Here is a 22009-nt window from a genome sequence, read left to right as displayed (position 1 = left end):
TCGTTCAGGCGGCTTGTGAATAGAAGTCGAGAACGCTGACGCCGGTCAGCAAATCAGTCTCGGGCAAGTCCGCATGCTGATGGCCGCCGAGGGCGCAATACACCAGCCAGTGGCGGTCCTGAACATTGAAGGCCAGGCTGCCGACGAGGGTCTGCTGTTCGTCGGACGGGGAGATGAGGTACAGGCGATCCTGGTTTTCAGCGTGAAGCATGTCGCGTTCCATGTCGGTTTCGAGGCGCGCAGGGTGACTGAAACAAATGACGATGCCGTGACACAGGACAGCCATCGGTCGATTGATGGGTTATTTGTCGCAAAGGCTAGGGCCGTCAGGGAGTGTTTCGGTAGAATCCGCGTCGCGGTCGTCGGTCTGGCGTTCGCCATACCGGTTTAGATTGAGGTCTGTGATGTCGCTGCATTTGATGACGCTGTTTACCGCCCATCCCGCCAAACTGATCAACCTGCTGGCCCTGCTGTTGGCCTTCCCCGGCAGTTGGCTGCTGCACGCGACCCGCCGCCGTGAACAACGGGCGATGGCCAGTATCGCGGCCCAGCGTCAGAGTCAGCCGGATCAGGAACCGGTGCTCGATTGGGCGACCCTGCGCATGAACCGCTTCTTCTATCGCTTCGGTTTTGCCTGCCTGGGCCTGGCGTTGCTGGTGTCCTGGATCAGCACCCGCTTCTGAACGAAGAACGGCGCCCGAAGGCGCCGTTTTTGTCTCTTGCCGAAACCGCTTACAGCGGCAGGCCAGCCTTGACCCGGTACTGATTGCGCACCGGCGTCGCATATTGCAGTACCAGATACGGACGATGCTCTTGCGGGCAAGCGTCCAGACGGCTTTGCCATTCTTCCTGGGCCTTGGCCAGTTCCTCGGCACCGAACACTTCGGCAGCCTTCGGTACGTTCAACTGCGGATCGGCATCAGCCCACTGCGCGTATGCCAGGTAATGCACCGGGAACAACCGGTAGCCGCCGAGAATCTGCTTGTCCATTTCGACCGCCAATTGCTTGGTGTCCTCGAACAGCTCGGTGATCGGCGCGGCGAAGTTCACGTGCACCCGGCCCTTGTAGCCGGTGATGCCCTTGGCAATGCTCACGTCATCCTCGCCCGGTGCCTTGCTGTAGGTGCCGGTGGTAGCGCGGATGTACAGCTCGCGGGCCTTGGCCTGGTCGCACGGGTCGTATTCGTAGCTGATCGACACCGGGGTCAGGTTCAGCGACTGAATGACTTCGCCGAACGGCTCGTCCTTGCGGCTCATGTGGAACATCTTGAGGATCGCCGACTCGGTACGGTCGTCGCCGTCCTTCGCGCGGCCTTCGGCCTGGGCGATCCAGATCGAGGCGCAATCGTTGCGGATCGAGTGGTTGATGTACGCCGACAGCAGTTGATACGCCGCCATTTTCTCGCGGCGCCCGGTGATCGAACGGTGCACGATGAAGCTCTTGTTCAGACGCATCAGATCGCTGACGAACGGCTTTTGCAGCAGGTTGTCGCCAATTGCGATGCGTGGGGTCGGCAGGCCGGCGTGGTACACGGCGTAGTTGACGAAGGCCGGGTCCATCACGATGTCGCGGTGGTTGGCGATGAACAGATACGCGCTGCCGGACTTGAATTGCTCGACACCGGTGTAGGTCACGCCATCGGTGGCGCGCTCGATGGTGTGGTCGACGTAGAACTCGACCTTGTCCTGCAAAGTGGCCACGGAGGTCACGTCGGCGAACTCACGACGCAGCCGATGGGCTATAAGTGGTTTGAGCATCCAGCCGAAGGCACCGGCAAAACGCGGGAAGCGGAAGTGGGTGAGGATATCTAGAAACGCCTTGTCGCCGAGCAGTCGCGCCAGTACCGCAGGTACTTCGCTGTCGTCGTAAGGTCGGATGGCATCGAATTCGCCCATCATGCTCTCTTGTTGGAAACGGCTAGGGTAAGTAAAGGTTTTGATCGAAAACCAACGGGGCACGGTCTGAAAAAGTAGCCAGACAAAAATAGCCCTGCAAATAGACCGGCGATTATACGCACAAGTCACCCGGGAGACCGCGATGCTGGAAAGCGCAGTATATGAATGTCCGTATTGTGGTGAAGAGGTCGAGACGACCGTGGATCTCTCCGCTGGCGACCAGACCTATATCGAAGACTGTCAGGTGTGTTGTCGGCCGATCACCTTTGTATTGCAGGTCCATGGAGAGGACTGGTTTCTGGAAGTCTTCAGCGAAAACGAGTGAGGCGCGGCCATGCAGCGAATCTACGAGCCGGAAAACCTGATGGAAGGCGAGATGCTCAAGGGCATGCTCGCCAGCGAAGGCATCGAGGCGCATCTGGTCGGGCGCGATCTGCTGGGCGGCACGGGGGAGTTGCCGATTTTTGGCCTGTTGGGTCTGTCGGTGGATAACGACCAGGCCGAATACGCCCGCGAGCTGATCAGTGCGTACAATGCCGCGCTGCCGCTGCCCGGCGATGAACCGGACAGCTATCCCGGGACGCTGGTCTGTTAGGCTGGCGTTCGTTTTATTTGTGAGTCGTGCTGCCCCATGTGTGGACGTTATGCCCTGTTTCGCTGGAACCGCGATTTTGCGAACCTGCCAGGTTTTCCCGCCGATCAGCAGGCGCAGTGGAACATTTCCCCCAACGATTCGGTGCTGATGCTGCGCGCCGAGCCCGACGGCCAGCGCACGCTCGCCCGTGCCCGTTGGGGGCTGACACCGCCGTGGCTGACCGACCTGTCGCGCACGCCGGCCCACGCTCGGGCCGAAACCGTCGCCGAACAGCCGATGTTCCGCGAGGCCCTGCGGCTGCGGCGCTGCCTGCTGCCGGCCAACGGTTTCTACGAATGGCGCGGCAACGTGCGCAAACGGCCGTACTGGCTGACACCGGGAGAAGGGGCTTCGCTGTTTTTTGCGGCGATCTGGGAGGCGTATCCGGTGCAGGAACAGGTGTGGCTTAGCACGGCTGTGATCACCCAGTCGGCGGCCAGTCAGCGCCGGCCGTTGATTCTTGATGAGGCGGGGCAGGCGGCGTGGCTTGATCCCGAGACGCCACTGCATGTTCTGCAAGGCCTGCTTGCCAGCGAGCCCGCCGCCTTGCGCGAGCGGGTGCTGGCGAATCTGGTCAATGATCCGAAACTCAACGGGCCGGAGTGTCTGACTCCGGCCTGATGTGTCGCTGCTCGCGATAAGGTCCGAAGGACCTTCCGGCGTCTTTACACCTTGAACTGATTGATCAACCGCCGCTGCTGCTCCGCCAGTTTGGTCAGATCCGCACTCGCCGAACTCGACTCATCCGCACCACCCGCCACTTCATTGGCCACCTGACCGATATTGATCACGTTGCGGTTGATGTCGTCGGCCACCGCGCTCTGTTCTTCGGCAGCACTGGCGATCTGGGTGTTCATGTCGTTGATCACCGACACTGCCTGGGTGATGGTTTCCAGCGCTTCGGCTGCCTTGGCCGCGTGTTGCACGCTTTCGTCGGTGCGGTTCTGGCTGTCTTCCATGACCCGCACTACATCGCGAGTACCCTGTTGCAGTTGCTGAATCATGCTCTGGATTTCTTCGGTGGCCTGCTGGGTTTTCTGCGCCAGGTTGCGCACTTCATCGGCCACCACCGCAAAACCGCGTCCTTGTTCACCCGCGCGGGCCGCTTCAATCGCCGCGTTGAGGGCCAGCAGGTTGGTCTGCTCGGCGATCCCGCGAATGGCGATCAGGATCGCGTTGATGTTTTCGCTGTCCTTGGCCAGGGTCTGCACCACGTTCACGGCCTTGCCGATTTCCACGGCCAGCACGCCAATCGAGTTGGAGGTGTCACGCACGATCTGCATGCCCTGACTGGCGGCCTGATCGGCATGGCTGGCGGCTTGTGCCGCCTGGGTCGCGTTGCGCGCGACGTCCTGGGCGGTGGCGGTCATTTCCTGCACGGCGGTGGCCACCTGATCGATCTCGGCCATCTGTTTCTGTATGCCGATATTGGTACGGATCGCGATGTCCGCGGTGTGTTCCGAGGAATCGCTGACGCTCTGTACCGACGCCACCACCTGCGTGATCATCCCCTGCAATTTGGCGAGGAAGGTATTGAAGCCTTTGGCGATGGAGCCGAGTTCGTCTTTGCGATCACTGGTCAAACGACGGGTCAGGTCACCTTCGCCCTGAGCGATGTCATCGAGCATGGTCACCATTTGCTTCAGCGGACGGGCGATGCCGTGGCCCACCAGCCAGATCACCAGCAGGCCGAGGCCGGCGATGATCAGGCCGACCATGGCCATGCCGAAGGTGTCGGATTTGCGCTGGGCATCGAGGTCGCCTTGCAGCTTTTGCAGATCAGCCATCACCGCGTCTAGCGGCAGTTGCAGCATCAGTGTCCAGCGCGCGTCGGTCTGGCCGATGCCGAACGGCAGATACAACTCGATCCGGCCTTGCTCTTTATTGACGGTGTAAGTCACTTCGCCGCGCTTGAGATTGGCCATGTTGGCAATCTGTTGGGCGTCGAGAATGTCGCTGACCTTCTCGCCGAATTTGCTCGGGTCCTTGGTATAGGCGACGATCCGGCCGTTGCTGCCGATCAGGGCCATTTGCCCGGCGCCGCTGTAAAGCTTTTGGTTAGCGCCCAGGAGCATTTCCTGGATGAAGTTCACCGACAGGTCGGCGCCGACGATGCCCTGGAAGGCGCCGTTGAGCATGATCGGTTCAATAAAGGAGGCGAGCATGACGATCTTGTCGCCGACCTTGTACGGGGCGGGATCGATCACGCAGGACTTTTTGGTTTCTTTCGAGCACAGGTAGTACTCGCTGGCGCGCACGCCGGTGGACAGGACTTTCTGGTCGTCGACGTCCACCAGTTTGTCCAGGCCCAGGGTGCCGTCGTCGTTGCGGAACCACCACGGCAGGAAGCGCCCGTTGGCGGGATCGATCCCGACAACCTGAGTGCCGACGTAGGCCGCGTCATTGTGGTCCAGTGCGTTCTTTTCCCAGCCGATGTAGGTGCCGAGAATCTTCGGATTCTTCTCGACGTTTTCCTTGATCAGGCTGATCAGTTGCTCGCGGCTGACGTTCAGGCGTGGCTGGCCGTCGGCGCCCGGTGTGCCGAGCAGGGCGTTGACGCGCACCAGTCCGCCGGCAATCAGCAGCGGCGCTTCCAGTTCGCGCTGGATCTGGCTGACCTGAGTCTGCGCCAGCGACGTCAGGCGCTGTTCGATGACTTGCTCGAACTGGGCCTGAGTCCGTTGCTGGACCATTTCCTGGGTGCGGGCACCGGAGAACAGCGCATACAGCACCAGCGCAGCGACTACGCTGAGCACGATGGCGCCGGCCAGGGCTGCCACGGAAAACTGGATCGACTTGAACTTCATGGGAGCTCCGCACGCGAGAGGACGTCTGCGCTGTTGTATCGGCAGCCACTATTGAGCCATGAGGTATAGAGAGAGTAATTGCAGCGCAATGTCGCAAATGGATCAGTGAGCGACGCAGTTGCAGCGGGTTTGTCGGTGGATATGAATGTTTTCCTACAGGTCAGAAGGAGGTCTTCTGAAATCAGGTGCAACACGTCCGTTGTATCTGGCGTCGATACCATTACCCGCCTAGGATACGCGGCAGGTTTTCAGGGAGCTTTTGAATGAACAAGACATTGGTTGTAAGTGCACTGAGCGCAGCGCTGTTGCTGGCCGGTTGTCAGTCGGTCAACACCACCAGCGGCGGTGCCGTGGGCGTCGAGCGCAAGCAGTACATGTTCAGCATGCTGTCCTCGCAAGAGGTCGACCAGATGTATGCCCAGTCCTATCAGAAGACCGTGGGCGAAGCGTCCAGCAAAGGCGTGCTGGACAAGACCAGCAACGATGCCAAACGTGTTCAGGCGATTGCCAACCGCTTGATCGCTCAGGCGCCGAACTTCCGTCCGGATGCGGCGCAATGGCAGTGGGAAGTGAACCTGATCAAGAGCGACGAGCTCAACGCCAATTGTGGTCCTGGCGGCAAGATCATTTTCTACACCGGTCTGATCGACAGCCTGAAACTCACCGACGATGAAATCGCCGCGGTCATGGGTCATGAAATCGCCCACGCCCTGCGCGAGCATGGTCGTGAAGCCATGTCCAAGGCTTATGGCATCGAAATGGCCAAGCAGGGCGCCGGTGCGTTGCTCGGCCTGGGGCAGGACAGCCTGGCGCTGGCCGACACCGTGGCCAACTACGGCATGACGCTGCCCAACAGCCGCGCCAACGAGAACGAGGCCGACCTGATCGGTCTGGAACTGGCCGCGCGTGCCGGGTACAACCCGAATGCTGCCATTACCCTGTGGAACAAGATGAGCAAGGCCTCTGAAGGCGCGCCGCCGGAGTTCATGAGCACTCACCCGTCCTCCAGCAGTCGCACCGCTGCCTTGCAGGCGGCGATTCCGAAGGTCATGCCGCTTTACGAGAAAGCGCCCAAGTCCTGAGGCCAGGACCGCTCCCGCACTCAGTGCGGGAGCGGTCAGCGGAATCAAACCCAGCCGCTGCTCTGCATCGCCTTGTACACCGCGACGATCGCCAGGATCAGGAACGCCGAGGCGGCCAGTCGACGGATCAGGGTCAGTGGCAGTTTCTCCGCTGCAAAATTACCCGCCAGTACCACCGGCACGTTGGCGATCAGCATGCCCGCCGTCGTACCGATGATCACCAGCCACAGCTCCGGGTATTGCGCCGCCAGCATTACGGTAGCGATCTGAGTCTTGTCACCGATTTCCGCGAGGAAGAACGCAATCAGCGTGGTCAGGAATGGCCCGAACTTGCGGGCGGTGCTGGCTTCATCGTCATCCATCTTGTCCGGCACCAGCGTCCACAGGGCGGTGGCGGCGAAGCTCGCGGCGAGAATCCAGTGCAGGACCGAATCGGAGAAGAAACTGCCGAACCAGGCGCCGACCGCACCGGCTGCCGCGTGGTTGGCCAGGGTCGCAGCCACGATACCGGCGATGATCGGCCAGGGTTTGCGGAAGCGAGCGGCGAGAATCAGCGCGAGCAGTTGCGTCTTGTCGCCGATTTCGGCCAAGGCAACGATTGCGGTGGGAACGAGTAACGAGTCCAGCATCAGGATTTCCTAAGGGGCGGGTCGACACGGCTATGACACGTACAGCCTTCCCGCCCCGGGTAAGGTGTGCGTGTCATAGGTCTTGTCAAACCCTGCGATCCGTCTGGTGCGGACGCTTGGGTCGCATACGCCATGATCTGAGGATCAAGTATGTTGACGTATGCCGGACGAGCTTGGCGCTCGTGGGAGACTACTCCCCTAGGACGGAGCGGATTCTGCCTAGGCGTAATCCATTCGGCAAGTGCTAATTTTCAGCCGCGCTTGGCCCGGTAAATCCGGAAACCATTGCCTTCGGCCTTGATCGCACAGACTCCGAGATGCTCCTCGATCAGCGGCTGGTATTTCAGGAAGCTGTTGGCAACCAGACGAAGTTCGCCGCCGTTTTTCAGATGTTTGGCCGCTTTTCGCAGCAAATTCTCGGTGGCGAAATAATCGGTGTGGACGCCGACATGGAACGGTGGATTGCTCAGAATCGCGTTCAAACCCATCGGCGCGGCGTCGATGCCGTCACCGGTCAGCACCTCGGCTTCCAGACCGTTGGCTGCCAGAGTCAAACGGCTGCTGGCGGCAGCGAAGGCATCAACGTCGAGCAACGTGACCTGATTGTGCGGGTAACGACGCTTGACCGCCGCGCCAAGTACGCCGGCGCCGCAACCGAAGTCCAGCAAATGACCGCTCGGCAGTTTGTCCAGGTGTTCCAGCAGCAGGGCGCTGCCGCGATCCAGTCGGCCATGGCTGAACACGCCCGGCAGGCTGATGACTTTCAACGGGCCTTCGGCCAGCGGCAGTTCGTAGGTTTGCGCCAGGCTTTCCAGCGGTTTGGCTTCAGGTGCGTTGGCCACCGTCACTTGCCACAGCTGACAGTGTCGTGCGCTGTCGAGCTTGCGTGGTTTGCCGAACGGGTTGAGCTGTTTGGACGCGCCCTCGATGCCGCTGCGCTTTTCCCCGACCAGATACACCTCACGTCCGGCCAGACGCGAAGCCACGGCATTGAGGATGTAATCGGTCAGATCCTTGGCCTTGGGCAGGAACACCACGGCGGTGTCGAACGAGCGCTCCGGCACGTTCACGCCAAAATGGCTGCGCCCTTCGAAGCGCGCATCGAGTGCAGCCTGATCGCCGGCGTGCCAGCACCAGCCAAACGCATCGGGCAGGCGCCCCAGCAGATCATCGGCAGGCAAACCGGCCAGCAACACCGAACCCTGGAATAACTCGGCCTGACGAAGCAGTACTTCACTGCGCGGATCCATAACTGCTCCTGTGAAAAAAAGTGCCGCAGTTTATCAACTGACGACCCGCAGCGCCTTACCGCTGAAGAACGCCTGGGTGTTTTCGACCAGTTGGCCGACGATTCGCTGCCGCGCCTCGCGGCTGCCCCAGGCGTTGTGCGGGGTGACGATCAGGCGCGGGATGTCGGCGGCCAGCAGCGGATTGCCGTTGGTCGGCGGCTCGACGCTCAGCACATCGGTGGCCGCGCCGCCCAGATGACCGCTGCGCAGGGCGTCGGCCAGAGCCTGTTCGTCAATCAGTCCGCCACGGGCGGTGTTGACCACGAACGCGCCGGGTTTCATCGAGGCGAGTTCGCGGGCGCCGATGAAGTGCCGGGTGTGTTCGTTGAGCGGGCAGTGCAGGGTGAGGGCGTCGATTTGCGGCAGCAATTCTTCCAGTGGCAGGCGATCCGGACGGGCCGGGCGCCCCGGAATCTGCCCCAGCAACACGCGCATGCCGAAGGCTTCGGCCAGTCGCGCGACCGCGCCGCCGAGTTCGCCATGACCGAGCAAGCCAAGGGTTTTGCCTTCCAGCTCGACGATCGGGTAATCCAGCAGGCAGAACTGTTTCGCTTGCTGCCAGCGGCCTTGGCTGACGGCTTTTTGATAATCGGCCAGGCGCGTGGCGAGGTTGAGCAACAGCATGATCGTGTGCTGCGCCACCGACGGCGTGCCGTAACCCTGACAGTTGCACACGGTGATGCCGTGGGCGCGGGCGGCGGCCAGATCGACGTTGTTGGTACCGGTGGCGGTGATCAGGATCAGCTTCAGCTGTGGGTTGGCGGCCATGGCGGCGGCGTCGATCAGGACCTTGTTGCTGATCGCCACGGTCGCACCTTGCAGGCGTTCGGCAACCTGCGCAGGCAACGTCTGGGCGAACAGTTGCAGATCGCTGAAGCAGTCACGCAAAGGGCTCAGATCGAGATCGCCAAGATCCAGCGACGGGTGATCGAGGAATACGGCGCGGTGGGCGTTCGTCATCAACTGTACCTGTTGTGCTTTGAAGGGAAGGCGTAATCTGCCGAGCCTACCAGATGAAACAACTCGTTACGCTTGGCCGAAAGGAGCCCCCATGTACTGGACCGAATTCTTGACCGTTGCCCTGATCCACCTGCTGGCCGTCGCCAGCCCCGGTCCTGATTTCGCCGTGGTGGTGCGCGAAAGCGTGACCCATGGTCGACGCGCCGGGACCTGGACCGCGTTGGGCGTGGGCACGGCGATTTTCCTGCACGTGGGTTATTCGCTGCTAGGGATCGGGCTGATCGTTTCCCAATCGATCGTGTTGTTCAACGCCCTTAAATGGGCCGCCGCCGCTTATCTGCTGTACATCGGCTTCAAGGCCCTGCGCGCGCAACCGGCGAAAACCGTCACCGATGATCTGCACAAAGAGGTCGGCGAACGCACCGCTCGTGGCGCGTTCACCTCGGGTTTCGTGACCAACGGCCTGAACCCGAAAGCCACGCTGTTCTTCCTGTCGCTGTTCACCGTGGTGATCAACCCGCACACCCCGCTGACAGTCCAGGCTGGTTACGGGATCTATCTGGCTGTCGCGACCGCGACCTGGTTCTGCCTGGTGGCCATGTTGTTCAGCCAGCAGCGCGTGCGCGCCGGTTTCGCCCGTATGGGCCACTGGTTCGACCGCACCATGGGCGCTGTACTGATCGCGATTGGCGTGAAACTCGCGTTCACCGAGATGCACTGATCCTTCTGCGCTGTCATCTGTTTCGGCAAATGCTGGCGCAAAGCTAGCATTTGTACGGCTCTGCAAATCATTCCTTTGGCTGATTTGGCTGACGTATAAGGGTTCTAGAGTACGAAACTCCAAAGCCAACACCGTGCAGTCAGAAAAGGGATTCTTATGTTGCAGACTCGCGTTATTCCGCCCGCCGAAGGGGCGTACCAGTATCCACTGCTGATTAAACGGCTGCTGATGTCCGGTGCCCGTTACGAGAAAACCCGCGAGATCATCTACCGTGACCAGCTGCGCTACAGCTACCCGACCCTGATCGAGCGGGTCGCGCGGCTGGCCAACGTACTGACGGCTGCTGGCGTAAAGGCCGGTGACACCGTGGCGGTGATGGACTGGGACAGCCATCGCTACCTGGAGTGCATGTTTGCGATCCCGATGATCGGCGCGGTGATTCACACCATCAACGTGCGCCTGTCGCCGGAACAGATCCTCTACACCATGAACCACGCCGAGGACCGCTTCGTGCTGGTCAACAGCGAGTTCGTCGGGCTGTACCAGGCTATTGCGCCACACCTGACCACGGTGGAGAAAACCCTGCTGCTGACCGATCTGCCGGAAAAAACCGCGGATCTGCCGAATCTGGTGGGCGAGTACGAGCAACTGCTGGCGGCCGCGAGTCCGCAGTACGACTTCAAGGATTTCGACGAAAACTCGGTCGCCACCACGTTCTACACCACGGGTACCACCGGCAATCCGAAAGGCGTGTATTTCACCCATCGGCAACTGGTGCTGCACACCATGGGCGTGTCGACCATCATGGGCGCCATCGACAGCGTGCGGCTGCTGGGCACCAACGACGTGTACATGCCAATCACCCCGATGTTCCATGTGCATGCGTGGGGCCTGCCTTACGTGGCGACCATGCTCGGGCTGAAACAGGTTTATCCGGGGCGTTACGACCCGGAATTCCTGGTCGAGTTGTGGCGCAAGGAAAAGGTCACGTTCTCCCATTGCGTGCCGACTATCCTGCAGATGGTGCTCAACGCCAAGGGCGCGCAAGGCACCGACTTCGGCGGCTGGAAAATCGTCATCGGCGGCAGCGCGCTCAATCGCACGCTGTATGAAACGGCCAAGAGCAAGGGCATTCAGCTGACGGCTGCCTATGGCATGTCGGAAACCGGGCCTCTGGTTTCATGTGCGCATCTGAACGATGAATTGATGGCCGGCACCGAAGACGAGCGCACCACCTACCGGATCAAGGCCGGTGTGCCGGGGCCATTGGTCGAAGCGGCGATCGTCGACACCGAGGGCAATTTCCTCCCGGCAGACGGCGAGACCCAGGGCGAACTGGTACTGCGCGCACCGTGGCTGACCGAGGGCTACTTCAACGAACCGCAGAAGGGCGCCGAGCTGTGGGCCGGCGGCTGGCTGCACACCGGCGACGTAGCGACGCTCGACGCCATGGGTGTGATCGATATCCGCGACCGGATCAAGGACGTGATCAAGACCGGCGGCGAATGGATCTCCTCGCTGGACCTCGAAGACCTGATCAGCCGCCACGTCGCGGTACGTGAAGTAGCAGTGGTGGGCATCGCCGATCCGCAGTGGGGCGAGCGCCCGTTTGCCTTGCTGGTGGTCCGTGAAGGTCACGCCATCGGGGCGCGCGAGCTCAAGGAACACCTCAAGCCGTTCGTTGAACTGGGGCACTTGAGCAAGTGGGCGATACCTAGTCAGATCGCCCTTGTTACTGAAATTCCCAAGACCAGTGTCGGCAAGCTCGACAAGAAGCGCATCCGCCTCGACATCACCGAATGGCAGGCCAACAACAGCACCTTCCTCTCGACGCTCTGAGCGTCCCCTGGCGCGCCGAAAACGGCGCGCCAGGCCCACCAAGCAAGCGCTTGGCTTGTGAAATTCGAATTTTCAGCCATCCTTGCCGTGCCGACATGTGTCGGACTGGCGAAAGGACTGTTCCAGAGTGGCCGGCAGCTGCAAATCACACTTTAGAGGGATCAAGCAGTACCACCTGCTGGCTATAGTCCGCTCAAGGATTTTTAAGAACGGGGCACACGCACAAACGGGGCGATGCAACATTGAAGCGATTTCGGGAAGCCTCTGGCACCCGGTCCTTCAGGCGTTTTTAAAAGTACTCACTGCCATAACAATAATGCACATGGAGTAGCGTCGATGACCTCAGTAAACCAGTTCTGGCGCCGGGCAAAGCTGCCTCTGGCCGTCAGTCTTGCTTCTTCGCTCGCCGGGCCCGCATTCGGCGTCAGTTTCAACGTCGGTGAAATCGAAGGCCAGTTCGACTCCTCCCTGTCGATCGGTGCCAGCTGGTCCACCCAGAGCCCGAACAAGAACCTCATCGGCGTCAACAACGGCGGTCACGGTCTGTCCCAGACTTCCGACGACGGCCATGCCAACTTCAAGAGCGGCGAAACGTTCTCGAAGATCTTCAAGGGCATCCATGACCTCGAACTGAAATACGGCGACACCGGCGTATTCGTCCGAGGCAAGTACTGGTACGACTTCGAACTGAAGGACGAGAGCCGCGAGTTCAAGGACATCAGCGACAGCAACCGCAAGGAAGGCGCCAAGTCCGCCGGCGGTCAGATCCTCGATGCCTTCGTTTACCACAACTACGCGATTGCCGATCAGCCGGGCTCCGTGCGTCTGGGCAAGCAGGTGGTGAGCTGGGGTGAAAGTACCTTCATCGGCGGCGGCATCAACTCGATCAACCCGATCGACGTGTCTGCGTTTCGTCGTCCGGGCGCCGAGATCAAGGAAGGCCTGATCCCGGTCAACATGTTCTACGTGTCCCAGAGCCTGACCGACAACCTGTCCGCCGAAGCGTTCTATCAGCTTGAGTGGGACCAGACCGTCGTCGACAACTGCGGCACCTTCTTCTCCCAGCCGGACATCATTGCCGACGGTTGCGACAGCAACCTGCGCGTGCTGAACAAGCGTTCGACGATTCCTGCCATTGCTTTGGGGCCATTGGCGGCCAACGGTGTGGACGTCAACCAGGAAGGCGTACTGGTGCGTCGCGGAGGCGATCGCGATGCACGGGACAGCGGCCAGTGGGGCGCGTCCTTCAAATACATGTTCGACCCGCTCGATACCGAGTTCGGCGCGTACTTCATGAACTACCACAGCCGTGCGCCGATCTTCAGCGCTACGGGGGCGCCACAGTCGGTCTACAACACCGCCAGGGGATTGCCGGGGCCGTTCGCTGCGCTTGCACCACTGCTGGTGGCCGGCAATTCGCAGTACTTCGTTGAATACCCTGAAGACATTCGCCTGTATGGCCTGAGCTTCTCCACCACCCTGCCTACCGGTACGGCTTGGAGTGGCGAAATCAGCTACCGTCCGAACGCGCCGGTGCAACTGAATTCCACCGACATCCTGTTTGCCGGTGTACGTCCGCTGGGTGGTGCATTGTCCAATGCTTCGCTGCTGACCGGTGTGCCTGGCCAGGACCTGCACGGTTACCGTCGCAAGGAGATCACCCAGTTCCAGACCACCCTGACGCACTTCTTCGATCAGGTCATGGGCGCCAGCCGTCTGACCCTGGTGGGCGAAGTGGGTGTGACTCACGTCGGCGGCCTGGAAAGCACCTCCGACGTCCGTTACGGCCGTGACCCGGTCTACGGTCCGGGCGAGTTGCCGGCCACGGGCGGTGCCAACACCTGCGCCAACATCCTCAACGCCAGCACCATCAATGGTGCGGGTCCCGGCTCGCCGCAGAACAACCGCAGCCGCAACTGCACCGACGAAGGCTTCACCACCTCGACTTCGTGGGGCTATCGCGGTCGCGCCATCTGGGAATACAACGACGTGTTCGCCGGCGTGAACCTCAAGCCGAACGTGGCCTGGTCCCACGACGTCAGCGGCTACTCGCCAGGCCCTGGCGGCAACTTCGAAGAAGGTCGCAAGGCGGTGAGCCTGGGCGTCGATGCCGAGTACCAGAACACCTACACCGCGAGTCTGGCCTACACCAACTTCTTCGACGGCAAGTACACCACCGTGGATGACCGCGACTTCGTGGCGCTCAGCTTCGGCGTGAACTTCTAAGCACTGCATTTCAGGACGAACGAATTTATGAAAATAACAAAGAGTCTGTTCCACGCCGGTGTTCTGGGCCTGTCGCTGCTGGCGACCGGTGTCATGGCGGCGGTGCCTGCCGCCGAAGCGGACAAACTGGGCAAGAGCCTGACCCCGATGGGCGCCGAAATGGCCGGCAACGCCGACGGCTCGATCCCGGCCTGGAAACCGATGCCGAAGAATGCCGGCACCGTCGACAGCAAAGGCTTCCTGTCAGACCCGTATGCCAGCGAAAAACCGCTGTTCACCATCACCAAGCAGAACGTCGATCAGTACAAGGCCAAGCTCGCGCCGGGTCAGTACGCGATGTTCCAGCGCTACCCTGACACCTTCAAGATGCCGGTCTACCCGTCCCATCGCGGCGCCACCGTGCCGGATGAGGTATTCGCCGCCATCAAGAAGAACGCCACCACCACGACCCTGGTGTCGGGTGGCAACGGTCTGGAAAACTTCGATACCGCCGTGCCGTTCCCGATTCCGAAAACCGGCGTGGAAGTCATCTGGAACCACATCACCCGCTATCGCGGCGGCAGCGTGACCCGTCTGGTGACCCAGGCCACGCCGCAACCGAACGGCTCGTTCAGCCTGGTGTACTTCCAGGACCAGTTCGTGTTCCGCGACAAGATGAAGGATTACGATCCGGCGAACCCGGGCAACATCCTGTTCTACTTCAAGCAGAAAGTGACCGCGCCGGCACGTCTGGCCGGTGGCGTGCTGCTGGTGCACGAAACCCTCGACCAGGTGAAGGAACCGCGTTCGGCGTGGGTCTACAACGCCGGTCAGCGTCGTGTGCGCCGCGCACCACAAGTGTCCTATGACGGCCCGGGTACTGCGGCGGACGGGCTGCGTACCTCCGACAACCTGGACATGTTCAACGGTGCGCCGGACCGTTACGACTGGAAACTGGTCGGCAAGCAAGAGATGTACATCGCCTCCGACAGCTACAAGCTCGACGATCCGAAACTCAAGTACACCGACATCATCAAGGCCGGGCACATCAACCAGGATCTGGCGCGTTATGAACTGCGTCGCGTCTGGCATGTGACCGCGACGCTGAAGGAAGGTCAGCGCCACATCTACGCCAAGCGTGACTTCTTCATCGACGAGGACACCTGGCAAGCGGCGGTGATCGATCACTACGATGGTCGCAACCAACTGTGGCGCGTGGCGGAAGCCCACTCCCAGAACTACTACAACGTGCAGGTGCCTTGGTACACCCTGGAAACCCTCTACGATCTGCAATCCGGTCGCTATCTGGCGCTGGGCATGAAGAACGAAGAGAAGTCGGCGTATGACTTCGGCTTCACTGCCACCACCAGCGACTTCACCCCGGCCGCCCTGCGTCAGGATGGTGTTCGCTAAGCTCCTGTAAATCGAGGCCGCATCCTCGTGAAAACGCCCCGACAGGTTCGGGGCGTTTTTTGTCTGTCGCTTTTTTCGTAGCCTTTTTGTAGCCATTTGTAGCAACGACCTTCATAACCGCTCCGTTTAAGGCTAGTCTGCGGGCATCTGCTACGCCGCCAACAGCCATACGAACAAGAGCCGGCCATGACTGATCTGTCCCCACTTCCGGGTCCCGCAAGCGTTGCCGTCGCGGCACTGGACGGGCGTTTTTTTCGCCCGCCACTGCCTGACGGCTACGTCATGCGGCCACGACTGTGCGAGCGCCTGCAAGCCGGGCTCGGTGGACGTCTGTTGCTGGTCAGCGCCCCGGCCGGGTTCGGCAAAAGCTCGCTGGCCGTGGAGTTCTGTCAAAGCCTGCCGGCGAACTGGCACAGCCTGTGGCTGGGGTTGAGCCCGCGGGACAACGACCCGGGGCGTTTTCTCGAGCGTCTGCTCGAAGGTTTGCAGGATTACTTTCCGCAACTGGGCAGTCGGGCACTGGGGCTGCTGAAAATGCGCCAGCGTCATCAGCCGTTCGCCTTCGAGGAATGGCTCGACGGCCTGCTCGATGAGCTGGCTCAGCATCTCGAACCGTGCTCACCCCTGTTGCTGGTGCTGGACGACTATCACCTCGCACAAGGGCCGGTACTCGACCGTTGCCTGCAATTTTTCCTCAACCATTTGCCCGACGGTCTGCTGGTCATGGTCACCAGTCGGCAACGGCCGGACTGGCACCTGGCTCGCCTGCGCCTGTCGCGGCAATTGCTGGAACTGCACGAACAGGACCTTCGCCTGACCCACGACGAAGCCTCGGCATTACTCGACCGGCACCGTAGCTCCCTTCGTGGCGAGGCGCTGGAAAACCTGATACAGCGCAGTGAAGGCTGGGTCGCCGGCCTGCGATTCTGGCTGCTGGCCGAGTCCGAAGCCGGAGGGGACTCGGTGTTGCCTCAGGCGCTGAATGGCGGGGAAGGGCTGATCCGCGATTACCTGCTGGAGGAAGTCATCGATTGCCTGCCAGCCGAAGTGCAGGCGTTTCTCTACGACACCGCGCCGCAGGAGCGTTTTTGCAGCGAGCTGTGCGACGCTGTGCGCGAAGCCCATGACAGTGCTGAAATCCTGCGTTTCCTGCTGGCGCATCAGGTGTTTCTGGTGCCCTTGGACGAGCACGGGCACTGGTATCGCTATCACCATCTGTTTTCCGATCTGTTGCGCAGTCGTCCGATCACCGGGGCGATAGTCCCGGCTGCCACGCTGCACTTGCGCGCCTGTCGCTGGTTCAATGCGCAGGGGCTGCTGGATGAAGCCGTGGAGCAGGCCTTGCGCGCAGGGCATCTGGACGTGGCGGCGAACCTGGTCCAGAACCTGTCCGAAGAACAACTGCTCGCCGAGCAGAATGTTGGAATGCTGCTTCGCTGGAAGATGGACTTGCCCGACAGCCTGTTGATCAGCACCCCGCGTCTGATCGTGCTGTACAGCTGGGCGTTGGGGTTGGCGTGTCAGCTCGATGCTGCCGAAGAACTTGCCAGTCATCTGAGCCGGTTTCTGCCGGCACCCTCAGCGACAGCGCAGAAGTCGATGCTTGCCCAATGGCTGGCGCTGAAGGGGATCATCGCCCGTGGGCGAGGGCACCGCCAGCAGACCATCGAGTATTGCAGTGAAGCGCTGGAAAGCTTGCCGGCCAAGCGTTACGGCCAGCGTCTGATGTGCCTTTCCACTTTATCCAACCTGGCGATCGCCGATGGCGATCTGTGGCGTGCCCGAGGCTTGAACCGCGAATCCCTGGAACTGGCGCAGCGGGTCGGCAATCCGTTGTTCGAGGCGTTGGCACATTACGATCGCGCCCGCGTCCTGCAGGCTCGCGGCGAGATTCTGCGTGCGCTCGATGAAGTGCGTCAGGGACTGGAACGTCTGCGGGGGCTGTCGGCACAACGCTTGTACGCAGTCCGTGCCCGGCTGACGCTGTATGAAGGTTTCCTGCTGGCCATGCGTCTGCAGCCACAAGTGGCACGGGCGCGATTGCAGGCTGGCTTGAGCGAAGCACGGGCCTGTCGTGATATCAGCGTATTGATCGGCCACTGCGTGATCGCCCGGCTCGAGGGCAGCAGCGGAGATTTTGCCAAGGCCTTCGCCGAGCTGGCAGAAGCCGAACGCCTGATGCACATCTGGGACGTTCCACCGATCTACTATCTGGCGATGATCACGCTGGTCAAATGCGAACTGTGGCTGTCCCAGGGGCGCATTGATCTGGCCGAGGCCTGGCTGGCGCGGTTGGGTCAGACCTATACCGGCGAGCGCGCGGCCGCCCCGCCGGAGTTCCACCCTCAATTGCCGTTGCACGTCGAATTGCAGCAGGCGCTGCTGGATGTCATTCAGGGACAACCCATGCTCGCCGAAGGGCGATTGAATGTCTTGCTGGAAAACGGTCAGCAAACCGGACGACAACTGCTCAGCGTGATGGCGTTGACGCAAAAGGTTGTGCTTTTACTGGCAGGCGGGCGCGAGTCCGAGGCTCGCAAGGCTTTGGGGCAGGCGCTGGAGGCGGCTGCAGGCGGTGTGCTGCAACCTTTCGAAATCTTGCTCAAAGAGCATTCGGAGTGGTTGCGCGGGCAATTGCAACTGAACGCAGCGACCGCGTTTTGCCAGCAGTTGCTGGAGCACTTTCCGCAGGCGAGCGTCCGCTCGCAAGCGGAATCCGTTGCGACCGAGCAGCTCAGTTCCCGTGAATTGGCCGTATTGCGGTTGATTGCACAAGGCTGCTCGAACCAGGAAATCAGCGATCAGCTGTTTATTTCCCTGCATACCGTGAAGACCCATGCCAGCCACATCAACAGCAAACTCGGAGTCGAGCGACGTACGCAGGCAGTGGCACGTGCCAAGGATCTGGGGGTCTTGAATTGATCGGTACAGGCACCTACCAAACAAAACGCCCCGAACCAGTCGGGGCGTTTTGTTTTACGGGCTGACCTGTTTCAGATCATGTTTGCAGATCAGGCCACCAGATCATTGGCGCTGAAACTGTTCACACCCACCAGCTGGATTTCAAAGTCCGCACCGGCGTTGCCGCTGACGTTGCCTGACAGCACGTGATCGACAAAGCGCAACTGGCCTGCGCCGGTGAAGTCATTCGCGCCGATGAAGCTGAAGCCGTTGAAACCGGCACTCAACAGGTTGGCGTCGAATTTGCTCAGGTCGATCTTGTCGCCCTGCAGGCTGCTGAAGTCCGTGATGACGTCACGGTTGGCACCGGTTCCCATCTCATTGACTGCCGAGAACACGAAGGTGTCGGCACCGGCTCCGCCGGTCAGCAGGTCGGCCCCAGCTCCGCCGTTGAGAACGTTATTTCCTGCATTGCCGATCAAGGTGTTGTTCAGCGCATTGCCAGTAACGGTGAACGGGCTGGTGTTGCCAGGATCCAGTGTGACGTTTTCGAAGTTCAGCAGGTTGCTGTTGTTCAGGTCAATAACGGTGGTGCCGAAGCCTGCGGTGTAGGCGACATAAAGGGTGTCAGTGCCTTCGTTGGCCTGTTCCTTCACCAGTGCTAGCTCGCCGAACTGGTCAAGTACATAGGTGTCGTTTCCTGTGCCGCCGATCATGGTGTCCAGGCCTGCCATTCCGTTGAGTACGTTGTTGCCGGCATTGCCGATCAGCACGTTGTTCAGCCCGTTGCCGTTGCCGTTGAGGTTGTTATTGCCGGTCAGGGTCAGGTTCTCGACGTTGGCGCCAAGCTGCCAGCTCACCGACGACTGAATGGTATCGATTTCGTTAGGATCGGTGCTGGTTTCCAGTACCACATCGTATTGGTTGTCCACGATGTAAGTGTCATTGCCGGTGCCACCGATAAGGTTGTCGATCCCTGCCCCGCCATTGAGAACGTTATTGCCTGCGTTGCCAAACAACGTGTTGTTCTGGGCGTTGCCGAGAATGCTGAACGGACTGGTATTGGCAGGGTCCAGCGTGACGTTTTCGACGTTCTGCAAGTTGCTGCCGTTAAGGTCAATGACGGTGGTGCCGAAACCCGCCGTGTAGGCAATGTAAAGGGTATCGGTGCCTTCGCTGGCCTGTTCCTGCACCAGTGCCAGCTCACCAAACTGGTCAAGTACGTACGTGTCGTTGCCTGCGCCGCCAATCATGGTATCCAGGCCGCCCATGCCGTTGAGCACGTTGTTGGCGGCATTGCCGACCAGCACGTTATTCAACTCGTTGCCATTGCCATTGAGGTTTGTATTGCCGGTCAGGGTCAGGTTTTCCAGGTTGGTGCCAAGCTGCCAATTGACCGATGCACGAACGGTGTCAATCTCGTTAGGATCGTTGCTGGTTTCCACAACCACATCCAAAGCGTTATCCACGATGTAGGTATCGTTGCCGAAACCGCCAATAAGGGTGTCGGCTCCAGCGCCGCCGTTGAGGATATTGTCGCCGATGTTACCGACCATATAGTTGTTCAGGGCATTACCGGTACCGTTGAGGTTATTGGCACCGAGAAGAGCCAGAACTTCAACGTTGTTGCCCAGGGCGTAGCTGACGGTAGACAGCACCGTGTCGATTTCAGTCAGCGAGTTACCTGTCTCGACAACAGTGTCGCCAATATTGTCCACATAGTAAGTGTCATTGCCTGCGCCGCCGGCCATGTAGTCGGCGCCGATGCCGCCGTCCAGAACGTTATTGCCGATATTGCCGATCAGAACGTTGCTCGATGTGTTGCCCAGCACCGTGAATGGTCCGGTGTTGATATTATCGAGCGTGACGTTTTCCACGTTGAGGAGGTTGTTCCGGTTGAGGTCGATGACGGTTGTGCCTGCACCTGCGACGTAGCTGATATAGAGCGTATCGGTGCCTTCATTGGCCTGCTCTTGTATCAGTCCCAGCTCGCCGGCCTGATCCAGAATATAGAGGTCGTGTCCTGCACCACCAATCATGGTGTCCAGGCCGCCCATACCATTGAGGACATTGTTACCGGCGTTGCCGATCAGAACGTTGTTCTGCGCGTTTCCGTTGCCATTGATGTCGGCAGTGCCAAGAAGTGTCAGGTTTTCCAGGTTAGCACCCAACGCGAAATTTACCGCCGAAAGCACGGTATCGATTTCAGTTGGCAGGTTGCTGGTTTCGATCACGGTATCCAGCAGGCTGTCAACGACATAGGTATCGTTGCCCAGACCACCGATCATGATGTCGGCACCAGTGCCACCATCCAGAAGGTTGTTGCCTGCGTTGCCTCTCAGCGTGTTGTTCAGGGCATTGCCCGTGGCATTGAGGTTTTCTGCTCCGCCTTGGAGTATCAGGTTTTCGACGTTGGCACCCAACGTATAGCTGATCGTAGAGATGACCGTGTCAATTTCAGACAAGGAACTTCCGCGTTCGATAACGACATCACCGACGTTGTCGACGTAGTAAGTATCGTTGCCTGCTCCACCTTCCATGGTGTCGGCACCACCTCGTCCATTAAGAACATTGTCCAGTGCGTTGCCGATCAGCCAGTCACCGAAATCCGAACCCACGGCGTTTTCGATTTTGGCGCCATACGCAATCCCCAGACCTTCATTGAAGGCGGCATTGGTCGTCAGATTAGTGAACGCCTTGCCGATCTGGCTGTATTGTCCTTCATTTAGGTTGATCCGAACCGAAGCCAGTTGATTGCTTGCGTCAATGGTGTCATTGCCGCCGGCATCCCAGATCGTTTCAAAAATTTGCTGATTGGGAGCCCAGCTATAGGTGGTATTGCCGCTTTGCCAGAGTCCGTTTGCACCGTAGAGCGACTGGATGGCCAGAATGTCCAGAACCATGGGCGTCGTGGGCTGATACGAATAGTTGTCGTTGTAGCTCATGACCGTGTACTTGACGTCGTCCAGAAGCGGCTGGAGCACTGTCGGATTAAGTGTGCCGGCCGAGAACGGATGCTTGAGGCCGATCGCATGACCGATTTCGTGCACGAAGGTCAGGTAGTCGTAAGAGCCTTTCGACGGAAAGAGTTCATCGGTGGACGGACCGATCCATACATCTCCACCCTTGGGGGTATTGTCAGGGAGGTATGCCCAAGCAGCGGTTTTGTTATCCATTCCCGAATAGCCGCCAAATCGCAGATCTCCAACGCTCGCAGCACTTTCGCGGACCATTGTGAAGGTGACGTTGGCAACTGCGCTCCACGTCGAGAGTGCATTGGAAATTGCAGTCTTCTGACCGGTGTAAAGGGAGAATACTGCGTTGTACTCATTGACCGAGCTGTAGGCATTGGCAAAGTAGGACGTGCGCGGAGCGATAAAACTGTACGTCAGATCAACGGTCGGAGACGAGCCGAATGGAAGCCATTGAGTCCCGGAAATCAAGCTGTTGACGTCAGGGTTACCGGTGAGGAAAGAGATGCGGCTTTCGGTGTTACCAAGTGGAGTGGGCATACGGGGGTTCCTGTTGGGGCTGCGACCCTTCCGTAATGCGGTCGCTACAAAAGTGTAATTTTGCACGAAAAAATAATAAGTGACATCAATTGGCCATTATTTTGATTTTTCTGGCGCCAAT

At 60.0% G+C, this 22009-nt stretch carries 17 protein-coding genes, 1 pseudogene and 1 riboswitch; of the genes and pseudogenes, 10 read left to right on the top strand and 8 right to left on the bottom strand.

Annotation, left to right across the window (positions count from 1 at the left end; genetic code table 11):
- Nucleotides 1-4: 4 nt before the first annotated feature.
- Nucleotides 5-211 carry a hypothetical protein gene (locus JKA62_RS04420; protein ID WP_039766399.1) on the bottom strand — a complete coding sequence of 69 codons (207 nt, stop codon included), beginning with the start codon at nt 209-211 and terminating at the stop codon, nt 5-7.
- 193 nt (nt 212-404) lie between these two features.
- On the opposite strand from JKA62_RS04420, the gene JKA62_RS04415 reads away from it, so the two are divergent.
- The gene (locus JKA62_RS04415; protein WP_011335898.1) at nt 405-683 is read left to right on the top strand and encodes a hypothetical protein; all 279 of its coding nucleotides are present in this window, start codon (nt 405-407) and stop codon (nt 681-683) included.
- A gap of 49 nt (nt 684-732) precedes the next feature.
- Here JKA62_RS04415 and JKA62_RS04410 read toward each other — a convergent pair whose 3' ends face one another.
- On the bottom strand, nt 733-1896 hold the full coding sequence (locus JKA62_RS04410) for a 1-acyl-sn-glycerol-3-phosphate acyltransferase (RefSeq protein WP_170928982.1): 1164 nt from the start codon (nt 1894-1896) through the stop codon (nt 733-735).
- A 142-nt stretch (nt 1897-2038) separates the two neighbouring features.
- On the opposite strand from JKA62_RS04410, the gene JKA62_RS04405 reads away from it, so the two are divergent.
- From JKA62_RS04405 to JKA62_RS04395, 3 genes are read left to right on the top strand one after another with little or no spacing between them, the layout of a single operon-like run.
- Nucleotides 2039-2221, top strand: a complete 183-nt coding sequence (locus JKA62_RS04405) for a CPXCG motif-containing cysteine-rich protein (protein ID WP_011335896.1) — start codon at nt 2039-2041, stop codon at nt 2219-2221.
- A gap of 9 nt (nt 2222-2230) precedes the next feature.
- On the top strand, nt 2231-2491 hold the full coding sequence (locus tag JKA62_RS04400; protein ID WP_011335895.1) for a putative signal transducing protein: 261 nt from the start codon (nt 2231-2233) through the stop codon (nt 2489-2491).
- A gap of 36 nt (nt 2492-2527) precedes the next feature.
- Nucleotides 2528-3151: an SOS response-associated peptidase gene (locus tag JKA62_RS04395; RefSeq protein ID WP_011335894.1), complete on the top strand. Its 624-nt coding sequence runs from the start codon at nt 2528-2530 to the stop codon at nt 3149-3151.
- Nucleotides 3152-3195: 44 nt separating this feature from the next.
- On the opposite strand, the gene JKA62_RS29175 is transcribed toward JKA62_RS04395, so the two are convergent.
- Both JKA62_RS29175 and JKA62_RS29170 read right to left on the bottom strand, forming a co-directional pair.
- Complete coding sequence (locus JKA62_RS29175) at nt 3196-3939, bottom strand: methyl-accepting chemotaxis protein (protein WP_373423139.1); 744 nt, start codon at nt 3937-3939, stop codon at nt 3196-3198.
- Nucleotides 3940-4053: 114 nt separating this feature from the next.
- Nucleotides 4054-4248: pseudogene (locus JKA62_RS29170) on the bottom strand (HAMP domain-containing protein); the annotation flags it as partial.
- Nucleotides 4249-5600: 1352 nt separating this feature from the next.
- Between JKA62_RS29170 and JKA62_RS04385 the strand changes: the two are divergent.
- Entirely contained in the window at nt 5601-6419 is an 819-nt protein-coding gene (locus tag JKA62_RS04385; protein WP_011335892.1) for a M48 family metallopeptidase, read from the top strand.
- 44 nt (nt 6420-6463) lie between these two features.
- Here JKA62_RS04385 and JKA62_RS04380 read toward each other — a convergent pair whose 3' ends face one another.
- The 3 genes from JKA62_RS04380 to JKA62_RS04370 all read right to left on the bottom strand — a co-directional run bounded on the left by JKA62_RS04380 (nt 6464) and on the right by JKA62_RS04370 (nt 9297).
- A complete protein-coding gene (locus JKA62_RS04380) occupies nt 6464-7048 on the bottom strand; it encodes a TMEM165/GDT1 family protein (protein ID WP_007956837.1) in 585 nt (194 codons plus the stop codon).
- 87 nt (nt 7049-7135) lie between these two features.
- Nucleotides 7136-7260, bottom strand: a riboswitch (yybP-ykoY riboswitch).
- 39 nt (nt 7261-7299) lie between these two features.
- Entirely contained in the window at nt 7300-8298 is a 999-nt protein-coding gene (locus JKA62_RS04375; protein ID WP_011335891.1) for a class I SAM-dependent methyltransferase, read from the bottom strand.
- A gap of 33 nt (nt 8299-8331) precedes the next feature.
- The gene (locus tag JKA62_RS04370) at nt 8332-9297 is read right to left on the bottom strand and encodes a 2-hydroxyacid dehydrogenase (protein ID WP_011335890.1); all 966 of its coding nucleotides are present in this window, start codon (nt 9295-9297) and stop codon (nt 8332-8334) included.
- A 91-nt stretch (nt 9298-9388) separates the two neighbouring features.
- Here JKA62_RS04370 and JKA62_RS04365 point away from each other — a divergent pair, with 91 nt between their 5' ends.
- From JKA62_RS04365 to JKA62_RS04345, 5 genes are all read left to right on the top strand, one after another.
- Nucleotides 9389-10018 carry a LysE family translocator gene (locus JKA62_RS04365; RefSeq protein ID WP_011335889.1) on the top strand — a complete coding sequence of 210 codons (630 nt, stop codon included), beginning with the start codon at nt 9389-9391 and terminating at the stop codon, nt 10016-10018.
- Nucleotides 10019-10174: 156 nt separating this feature from the next.
- Nucleotides 10175-11857: a fatty acid--CoA ligase gene (locus tag JKA62_RS04360; protein ID WP_201816476.1), complete on the top strand. Its 1683-nt coding sequence runs from the start codon at nt 10175-10177 to the stop codon at nt 11855-11857.
- 336 nt (nt 11858-12193) lie between these two features.
- On the top strand, nt 12194-14083 hold the full coding sequence (locus tag JKA62_RS04355; RefSeq protein ID WP_011335887.1) for a DUF1302 domain-containing protein: 1890 nt from the start codon (nt 12194-12196) through the stop codon (nt 14081-14083).
- Nucleotides 14084-14110: 27 nt separating this feature from the next.
- The gene (locus tag JKA62_RS04350) at nt 14111-15475 is read left to right on the top strand and encodes a DUF1329 domain-containing protein (protein WP_011335886.1); all 1365 of its coding nucleotides are present in this window, start codon (nt 14111-14113) and stop codon (nt 15473-15475) included.
- A 186-nt stretch (nt 15476-15661) separates the two neighbouring features.
- The gene (locus tag JKA62_RS04345; RefSeq protein ID WP_201816474.1) at nt 15662-18397 is read left to right on the top strand and encodes a LuxR C-terminal-related transcriptional regulator; all 2736 of its coding nucleotides are present in this window, start codon (nt 15662-15664) and stop codon (nt 18395-18397) included.
- 89 nt (nt 18398-18486) lie between these two features.
- On the opposite strand, the gene JKA62_RS04340 is transcribed toward JKA62_RS04345, so the two are convergent.
- The gene (locus JKA62_RS04340) at nt 18487-21888 is read right to left on the bottom strand and encodes a M10 family metallopeptidase C-terminal domain-containing protein (protein WP_011335884.1); all 3402 of its coding nucleotides are present in this window, start codon (nt 21886-21888) and stop codon (nt 18487-18489) included.
- Nucleotides 21889-22009 lie beyond the last annotated feature (121 nt).

Source organism: Pseudomonas sp. B7 (assembly GCF_016735645.1).
GTDB lineage: Bacteria > Pseudomonadota > Gammaproteobacteria > Pseudomonadales > Pseudomonadaceae > Aquipseudomonas > Aquipseudomonas glycinae.
This window is presented reverse-complemented; position numbering and strand designations above follow the sequence as displayed.